Origin of the sequence: Corallococcus praedator, from assembly GCF_003612125.1 — a bacterium.
Lineage (GTDB): Bacteria > Myxococcota > Myxococcia > Myxococcales > Myxococcaceae > Corallococcus > Corallococcus praedator.
The window spans coordinates 1-8,285 of sequence record NZ_RAWI01000398.1; the positions used below are offsets into that span (position 1 = coordinate 1).

Here is an 8,285-nt window from a genome sequence, read left to right on the forward strand (position 1 = left end):
GCGCTGACGCGTGGCGGCGAAGGGCAGCCCCCCCGACTCCAGGCCCTCACGCGCCACCCGCAGCACGCGGTGCTGCACCCGGGCGGGCGCCGCGTCCGAACGCGCGGGGAAGTACACGATGACCGCCGGGGACGAGCGGGCGCAGTTCATGGGGGCGGCACTCCAGAGGGGGAAACACCAACATTGGAATTATCCGATGCAGGCGCCTTGGAGTTGCGGCCTTCCCAACGCTTTTCAGGGACCTCCGGGCACGGGGCCAGCGAGGGCCTCCACGGCCTCCGGGAGCTGGCCCCGCTCCAGCGCGGCCTGGAGCGCGTCCATCTGCGCGTGCACCACGGCGCGGGACACCTTGGCGCCGGCGCCGTCGCGGATCAGCAGCTCCAGCGTGGCCTGCGCCAGCAGCAGGGGCAGCGTGGTGAAGGCGAGCACGTCCCGGGGGGCGCCCGCGCCGTAGAGGGCTCGCACGTAGCGGGCCGCCGCGACCAGGTCCTCCCCCGCCAGCCGCTCCACGTCCTGGATCTGCACGTCCGCGGGCAGCAGCGCGCGCCCTTCCTGCCGGTCCTGCCGCACGTCCTTGAGGATGTTGACCAGCTGCAGACCCTCGCCAAACAGCGGCGCCAGCGCGCGCAGGTTCGGTGAGTAGGGCGCGAGGCGCGGATCCAGGACGAACAGGTCCGTGAGCAGCTCCCCCACCAGCCCCGCCACGATGTAGCAATAGTCGCGCAGCGCCTGGAGCGAGTGCAGGGTCAGCAGGCCCTCCGTGGTGGCGCCCGCGAGCACCTCGCGCATGCCCTGCACCGTCTTCAACACGAAGTGGCGCAGGATGGCGCCGGCCTCCGTGCGCAGCGCGTCCAGGCTCGCCAGCAGCGCGGGGGTGCGCCCGAGCAGCTCCAGGTAGCCCGCGTTCTCCGTGGGACGGCGCGACAACCATCCGCGCACCATGGCCTCGGCATCCGCCTGGGGATCCTCCTGGAGCAGCGCTTCGAAGCCGGCCAGGGCCTCGCGCCGCTCCTCGCGCGACCAGGGGGCGGCGTCCTCCAGCGTGTCCGCGACGCGCAGGAGCAGGTAGCCCAGGCCCACCTCGCTGCGCAGGGGCTCGTCGAGGAGCGGGATGGCGAGCGCGAACGTGCGGCTGGTGCGCTCGAGGAAGTCCGCCAGCTCGTCGTCCCGGAGCGGCAGGGCTGTCACCAGGGAAGCGTCACTCAAGGAACCGTCCTTCGCGAAGGGGCGCGCTCCGCCCGGGCCCGTGACTGCCACAAGCCGCGCGTCGACACACGCGCGAACGTGAAGGACCCGCGCGGCCTCGCACCGCGCGGGCCCGGGGGCGGACGCCGCGTCACAGCCGGGACCGCCGCCCGGAGCGGGACACCGGAAGGGAGCCTCCCGGTGTGCCGCGCCCCCCCAGGCGTACTTCAGGGGGCCGGGGCGACGGTGGGCTTCGGCGTCGCCGGGGCCGCGGGGGCCGGGACAGGAGCCGCGGGGGTCACCGGAGCCTGGGGCTTCGGCTCGGGCTTCTCGCGGGACTCCAGGCGGGGGCCGTTGTCCGCGGCGATGCGGCGGTACCACGCGTCCTGGTAGCGCGGGTGGTTCACCTTGCCCGTCGCGTCGCGCACGTTGCCGTCGATGTACTTCACGAGCAGCTGCTCGCCCAGCTTGCGCCAGCGCGCGTGCACCTTGTCGCCCTGCTGGAGCGAGTACTCGGTGAGGTACTGGCGGGCCTGCTCGGGCGTGCGCTTGTAGAGCGTCTGCGCGATGCTCTCCACGTGGGCCTGATCCGCGAGGAACTGGCCCTCCAGTTCGCCCTGGGCCTTCTGCACGTCCACGATCATGTCGCTCCAGCGCCCGTAGGCCTGGTTCGACACCCAGTTGAAGACCCAGAAGGACGAATCCCAGGAGAAGTCTCCGCGGCTGGCCACGCCCTGCGCGAAGTTCTTCGGCACCTGCCGGATGCCCGCGTACATGGGCGTGTACACGGTGGTGAACGTGTCATCCACGCCGAACCAGAGCACGCCGCCGATGGCGTCCGGCAGCGAGCCGCGCATCTGCGCGACGAAGGAGAAGCCCGTCTGCTGCGTGGAGATGGCGCGCTCGTGGACGTAGTTCTTGCCGTCCACGTCCCACGTCATGGGGCGCCAGCGGTAGGGCGCCGCGTAGGGCCCCGCGCCCACGTCCTTGGACATGTCCAGCGCGGTGCCCTCGAAGTGGTCGCGCATGAGCGCCATCGCGTCCTGCACGGACACCTTCTTGTCCGGCTTCACCCACAGGGGCAGGCGCTTGTTCAGGTCCGAGCCGTCCGCGTACTCCAGGCCCAGCTTCATGGACGGGGCCGCGCGGCGGAAGATGCTCCACACGCGCCCTTCGGCGAAGCGCTGCCCGCCGAAGTCCAGCGGGTGGTACGTGTCCGCGAAGCTGAAGTCCTTGTCCGCGCCCGTGTACCAGCCCTTCGCGCGCGCGAAGGTGATGACGTCCGGCGAGTACAGCGTGGTGGCGGAGTCGCTGAGCGGGAACTGACGGATGCGCGACTGGTTGGCGTGCGCGGAGATGAAGCCGTCGGGGAGCTTCCGGGCCACCCACACCGCACCCTTCTGGCCGGCTCCCTTGCCAATCATCTCCAGGAGCCACGCCTCCTTCGGGTCTGCGATGGAGAACGTCTCACCGGTGGAGGCGTAGCCGTATTCCGCGACCAGGTCCGTCATCACCTGGATGGCCTCGCGCGCCGTCTTCGCGCGCTCCAGCGCCACGTAGATGAGTGAGCCGTAGTCGATGATTCCCGAGGGCCCCTCCAGCTCCTTGCGGCCCGTGAAGGTGGACTCGCTGATGGAGAGCTGGTGCTCGTTCATGTTGCCCACCACGGAGTACGTGGCGGGCAGTTCCTTGATGCGTCCCAGGAACTTGCCGGTGTCCCAGTCAACGATGTCGCGCTGCGCCCCGGCCGCGTGGCGGCGCGCGGGCGTGTGGTACAGCTCGCCGTACAGCTCGTGCGAGTCCGCCGAATAGGTGATGAACGTGGAGCCGTCCGTCGTGGCGCCCTTCGTCACCAGCATGCTGGTGCAGGCGTCCGCGACGGGGGCGACCAGCACCGCCGTGAGCGGCAGCGCGGTGAACAGGGTCGAGGAGAATCGGTTCATGGCGGCGCAATCTAGCAGGACTGCCGCCGGCTGCCCGCCCAGGCAGGTTGCCCGACCGTGAAGCGCCCGGGCCCCCGAGGCTCGCGGAGTCTCGCCGCCCCGCGGCATGCACGGAGGCGATAGGGGCCGAGCGCCGTGCTACTTCCCGCCCGGTTCCCTCTCGTGGCACCTGCTGGACGGGGACGCTAGGGTTGTCTTTTCCGGCCCCCGCGGGCCCCTGGAGGACGTCTTGACGGAGATCGTGGTGGGCCTGGTCGTGTTCTTCGTCCTCACGGTCGTCCTGGGCCCCGCCCTGTGGAGCTCCCGCATCTGGTGGAGCAAGGCGGACCGGGAGAACGTGAGGGACAAGCACGGCCGCCCCCGCAAGGACGCGGAGGACAGCCGGTCCTGAGCAGGAGGTCGCCTACTCGTCGTTCTGACGGAGGGTGGCCAGCACGTTGAGGTCCTCCAGCGTGGTGGTGTCCTGCGTGGACGTCTTGCCCGCGGCCACGTCGCGCAAGAGCCGGCGCATGATCTTCCCCGAGCGCGTCTTGGGCAGCCCTTCCGCGAAGCGGATGTCGTCCGGCCGGGCGATGGCGCCAATCTCCTTGCCCACGTGCGTGGCCAGCTCCTTCTTGAGCGCATCCGACGGGGCGTTGCCCTGCTTGAGCGTCACGAAGGCGACCAGCGCGGTGCCCTTCAGGTCATCCGGGCGTCCCACCACGGCGGCCTCGGAGACCTTCGGGTGCGACACCAGCGCGCTCTCCACCTCCGCGGTGCCCAGGCGGTGGCCAGCCACGTTCACCACGTCGTCCACGCGGCCCATCAGCCAGAGGTAGCCGTCCGGATCCGTGCGCGCGCCGTCGCCGGTGAAGTACATGCCGGGCAGTTCGCTGAAGTACGTGTTCACGTACCGCTCCGGGTCCCCGTACACGGTGCGCAGCATGGACGGCCAGGGCTTCGTCACGAACAGCAGGCCGCCCTGCCCCTTGGGCACGCGGTTGCCGTCGCGGTCCAATATCTCCGCGTGGATGCCGGGCAGGGGGAGGGTGGCGGAGCCCGGCTTGGTGGGCGTGGCGCCCGGCAGCGGGGAGATCATGATGGAGCCCGTCTCCGTCTGCCACCACGTGTCCACGACGGGGCAGCGGCCTCCGCCGATGACGTCGCGGTACCACATCCACGCTTCGGGGTTGATGGGCTCGCCCACGCTGCCCAGGAGGCGCAGCGAGGACAGGTCGTGCTGCTTCACCGGCCCGTCACCCAGGCGCATGAAGGCGCGGATGGCGGTGGGCGCGGTGTAGAGGATGGTGGCCTTGTAGCGCTCGATGATGTCCCAGAAGCGGTCCGGCCCCGGCTGCGTGGGCGCGCCCTCGTAGAGCACCGTGGTGATGCCGTTCATCAGCGGGCCGTAGACGACGTACGTGTGGCCCGTCACCCAGCCCACGTCCGCGGTGCACCAGTAGATGTCGTCCTCGCGCAGGTCGAACACCCAGCGCGTGGTGAGCGACGCGTTCATCGCGTAGCCCGCCGTGGTGTGCAGCACGCCCTTGGGCTTCCCGGTGGAGCCGGACGTGTAGAGGATGAACAGCGGGTGTTCGCTCTCCACCCACTCCGGTTCGCAGGTGTCGGACTGGTCCTTCACCAGCGCGTCCCACGCCATGAACTTCGGCCCGTCGGGAAGCTTGCCGTCGCCGGTGCGCGTGAGCACGACGACCTTCTCGATGCTGGGGGCGTTGGGGAGCGCGGCCTCCACGTTCTTCATCAGCGGCACCACGGCGCCCTTGCGCCAGCCGCCGTCCGCGGTGAGCAGCACCTTCGCGCCCATGTCCTTCATGCGCTCCTGGAGCGCCTCCGCGGAGAAGCCGCCGAACACCACGGAGTGCACCGCGCCCAGGCGCGCGCACGCCAGCATCGCGACGGCCGCTTCGGGCACCATGGGCAGGTAGATGCCGACGCGGTCGCCCTTCTTCACGCCCAGGGACTTGAGGCCGTTGGCCAGCCGGTTCACCTGCTTCGACAGCTCACCGTAGGTGACGGAGCGGCGGTCGCCGGGCTCCCCCTCGAAGAGGATGGCGGGCTTGTCCGCGAGCTTCGGCAGGTGCCGGTCCAGACAGTTGTAGGAGAGGTTGGTCCGGCCCTCGATGAACCAGCGCGCGTGGGGGGGCTTCCACTCCAGCACCGTCTTGAAGGGCTCCTTCCAGTAGAGCTCCTCGCGGGCACGGTCCCCCCAGTACTTCTGCGGGTCCTTGTCGGCCTCGTCCCACAGCCGCTGATAGTCCTGCATGCTCCGGATGTGGGCCCGCCGGGAGAACTCCTCGGGCGGGGGGAAGACGCGGGACTCGGTCAGGACCGAGTTGATTGCCTGCGGGTCAGCCATGGGCGTCCCTCCATTGCGCGTGGGAACAGCCCTCTTGTTCTAGGGGTCCAGCCCCCGAGTCTCAAGGCGACTCTTCGCAGCGGGTGTTTCCCTGAACGCCTTCGAAGCGGACCCACAGCTCGCAGGAGCATTGCGTGACGCCGTCGGAGTCGTAGACGAGCCGCAGTTGACCATTGAACTGCGTCGAGCACTGCGTCGTGGCGTCCAGGTGCACGCGGATCTGACCGAGCAGGCACTCCTGGCCGTTCGCCGAGGCGCTCACGTTGGCCACGCTGCCGTCCGCGGTGAAGGCCTCGCCGTCCTCCAGGAAGTAGCCGAGCAGCTGCATGTTCTGCACGCCGAAGTCCGCGCGCACCACGCGGCCCGAAATCTGGAGGCCCAGCCGGAACTCGTCGATCACCTGCGGCAGCAGGTTGCAGTCGTCGCGCAGCAGCTCGACGGGGGTCAGTTCGTAGTCGCCCTCGTTCTGGCTGTACGGCAGACAGCCCACCAGGGAGGGGGCCGCGAGCGCGAAGGCAACGAGACAGAGGCGTCGGAGGGTAGACACGGCACGCACCATCGCCCACGGGAGGCATCCGGAGCGGGCGCTCGGGTGGGGGCGGAGGTAGAGTGCGCCGCCATGCCTGAATACCGCAACCCCAAACCCACCGTGGACTGCATCATCGAGTTGTCTGGCGAGCGCATCGTGCTCATCCGCCGCGCGAATCCGCCGGTGGGCTGGGCGCTGCCGGGCGGCTTCGTGGACGAGGGTGAGCCGCTGGACAAGGCGGCCATCCGGGAGGCGAAGGAGGAGACGGGGCTGGACGTGACGCTGGAGGAGCAGTTCTTCAGCTATTCGGATCCGAAGCGCGACCCGCGGCTGCACACCATCTCCACGGTGTTCATCGCGCAGGCGAAGGGAGAGCCGGTGGGCGCGGACGACGCGGCGGAGGCGAAGACCTTCACGCTGGACGCGCTGCCGAAGGACCTCTGCTTCGACCACGGCACCATCCTGTCCGACTACCTGACCTACAAGCGCACCGGGAAGCGCCGCAAGCTGTAGGCGCGGACGGGTCCGGATGCACTACCTGTTCGTCCTGCTCGCCCTTGGGGCGCTGCTCATCGTGCATGAGCTGGGGCACCTGGTGGCCGCGCGCCTGCTGGGCGTGCGGGTGCCGCGCTTCACCGTGGGCTTCGGGCCGCCACTGCTGTCGTTCCGGCTGGGCGGCACGCAGTTCGTGCTGGGCGCGATTCCACTGGGTGCATCCGCGAACCTGCAGGGGATGAACCCGCACCGCTCCGGGGAAGAGGACACGACGGGGTTCGGCACGCTGGGGCCGCTCAAGCGGATGGCCATCATCCTGGCGGGGCCGGCGGCGAACTACGCGGTGGCGGTGGGCCTGCTGTTCGCCCTGTATTCGTCGGGCACGCACGTGGTGGTGCCGCTGACGGTGGGCACGGTGCTGCCGGGTTCGGAGGCGGCGCGCGCGCAGTTGCTGCCGGGGGACCGGCTGGTGCGCGTGGACGGCAAGCCGCTGGAGAGCTGGTCGGACTTCGTCACGCGGGTGGCGGACGGCGTGGGCCATGAGCTGGACCTGGCGGTGGAGCGGCACGGCGAGCCGCGCACGGTGAAGGTGCGGCCCCGGGCGGATGAGCGGGGCACGGGGCGCATCGGCGTGAGCCAGCAGTACGTGTTCCGCACGCACGTGCCCGGCGAGGCCTTCACCCAGTCCATCGTCCACACGGGGCGCCTGGCATCCGAGGCGCTGTCCACGCTGGTGGCGCTGGTGCGGGGACCGGGCGTCACGGGTCGGGGCGGGCCGGGCGCGCTGATGCGACAGGAGTCCTCCGACGTCGCGTCGTCCACCGCGTCGGGACTGGATGCGCTGGTGCGCGCGATGGTGGCGGCGTCGGTGGCGCTGGCGCTGCTGACGATGGTGCCGGTGCCGGGACTGGATGGGGGCCGGGTGCTGCTGCTCGCCATCGAGGCGGTGAGTGGCCGGCGCATTCCGCCGCGCGTGGAGACGGTGGCGCAGACGGCCGGGTTCCTCTTCCTGTCGATTGGCATCGTGGCCACGGCGGGCGCGGAGATCCGTCGCGCGCTGCCCGCGTCGCCCGCTCCGCGTACCGTGACGGGTGGCACGGCGGCGACGGGTGGCGCTGCGACCGCGCACGCGCCGACGTCGCCAGCATCCACGGGGAGCACGATGCCGACGCTGGACGGCGGCACGGTGCACGGCGCCGCGCCGACGGGTGTCAGCGCCAACGCCGCTCCGCATCCGGGGACAAAGGTTGGGGTCACGCCCGCGGGCGTCGCCGTCGCACCGCCGCCGGGAGCCTCAGCACCTCAAGCGCCTGCGTCGTTGGCCGGAACGGTCCCACCGATACCGGGGGCATCCGCAGCCGTTCCTTCGACGGGGACGCCTGCTCCGGCGTCAGGGAACAATCCCGTGTCTGCCCAGGCTGCGACGCCTCCTCCATCGGGGAACAAGCCCGTGCCCGTGCCTGCTTCCATGTCCGCTCCGAGTCCCGCGACGCCGCCCGCTTCCGCGACCGCCGCCCCCGGGCTGGCACGGGACGCGGGTGCCCCTTCCCCCGAGCGGGATTCGCAGCGCGTCGTCACTCCGGCCCCGCCCTGAGAAGCGGACCGGAGCGACGTCTGCTCCCCCGCCCTGCCTCCAGCGCACGGAGCCCCTGCTGGCTGGGCGGCCCAGCGCATCCGCGCTCCCTCGCATCGATTGCAGTGGCCCGTACACACCACTAGAAGCCGTGGCGCCGAGTCCCCTCGCCGCCGCACTCCAAGAGACCCGTATGCCCCTGCC

Annotated in this window: 7 protein-coding genes; 3 read left to right on the forward strand and 4 right to left on the reverse strand. The window is 70.9% G+C overall.

The annotated features are described in order from the left end of the window. Positions 1-234 precede the first annotated feature (234 nt). Positions 235-1,206 carry a squalene/phytoene synthase family protein gene (locus D7Y13_RS33995; protein WP_158620256.1) on the reverse strand — a complete coding sequence of 324 codons (972 nt, stop codon included), beginning with the start codon at positions 1,204-1,206 and terminating at the stop codon, positions 235-237. 206 nt (positions 1,207-1,412) lie between these two features. After that, positions 1,413-3,128: a dipeptidase gene (locus tag D7Y13_RS34000; RefSeq protein WP_120630909.1), complete on the reverse strand. Its 1,716-nt coding sequence runs from the start codon at positions 3,126-3,128 to the stop codon at positions 1,413-1,415. Between the two features lie 229 nt (positions 3,129-3,357). Here D7Y13_RS34000 and D7Y13_RS46000 point away from each other — a divergent pair, with 229 nt between their 5' ends. Continuing rightward, positions 3,358-3,519 carry a hypothetical protein gene (locus tag D7Y13_RS46000; RefSeq protein ID WP_158620365.1) on the forward strand — a complete coding sequence of 54 codons (162 nt, stop codon included), beginning with the start codon at positions 3,358-3,360 and terminating at the stop codon, positions 3,517-3,519. A 12-nt stretch (positions 3,520-3,531) separates the two neighbouring features. Here D7Y13_RS46000 and acs read toward each other — a convergent pair whose 3' ends face one another. Together acs and D7Y13_RS34010 are read right to left on the reverse strand one after the other, a co-directional pair. Next, positions 3,532-5,484: an acetate--CoA ligase gene (gene acs / locus D7Y13_RS34005; protein ID WP_120583636.1), complete on the reverse strand. Its 1,953-nt coding sequence runs from the start codon at positions 5,482-5,484 to the stop codon at positions 3,532-3,534. A gap of 61 nt (positions 5,485-5,545) precedes the next feature. Beyond that, positions 5,546-6,031 (reverse strand): hypothetical protein, encoded by a 486-nt coding sequence (locus D7Y13_RS34010; protein WP_233595540.1) that lies wholly within the window; start codon positions 6,029-6,031, stop codon positions 5,546-5,548. Between the two features lie 72 nt (positions 6,032-6,103). On the opposite strand from D7Y13_RS34010, the gene D7Y13_RS34015 reads away from it, so the two are divergent. Next, positions 6,104-6,526 carry an NUDIX domain-containing protein gene (locus D7Y13_RS34015; RefSeq protein WP_120537981.1) on the forward strand — a complete coding sequence of 141 codons (423 nt, stop codon included), beginning with the start codon at positions 6,104-6,106 and terminating at the stop codon, positions 6,524-6,526. A gap of 16 nt (positions 6,527-6,542) precedes the next feature. Then, positions 6,543-8,102 carry a M50 family metallopeptidase gene (locus D7Y13_RS34020; RefSeq protein WP_233595539.1) on the forward strand — a complete coding sequence of 520 codons (1,560 nt, stop codon included), beginning with the start codon at positions 6,543-6,545 and terminating at the stop codon, positions 8,100-8,102. The last annotated feature ends 183 nt before the right edge of the window (positions 8,103-8,285 follow it).

What these genes read in the sequence shown, in the direction of transcription:
- D7Y13_RS34000 (WP_120630909.1), bottom strand. Translation starts at nt 3,128, where the DNA reads ATGAACCGATTCTCCTCGACCCTGTTCACCGCGCTGCCGCTCACGGCG.
- D7Y13_RS34020 (WP_233595539.1), top strand. Translation starts at nt 6,543, where the DNA reads ATGCACTACCTGTTCGTCCTGCTCGCCCTTGGGGCGCTGCTCATCGTG.
- acs (WP_120583636.1), bottom strand. Translation starts at nt 5,484, where the DNA reads ATGGCTGACCCGCAGGCAATCAACTCGGTCCTGACCGAGTCCCGCGTC.
- D7Y13_RS34015 (WP_120537981.1), top strand. Translation starts at nt 6,104, where the DNA reads ATGCCTGAATACCGCAACCCCAAACCCACCGTGGACTGCATCATCGAG.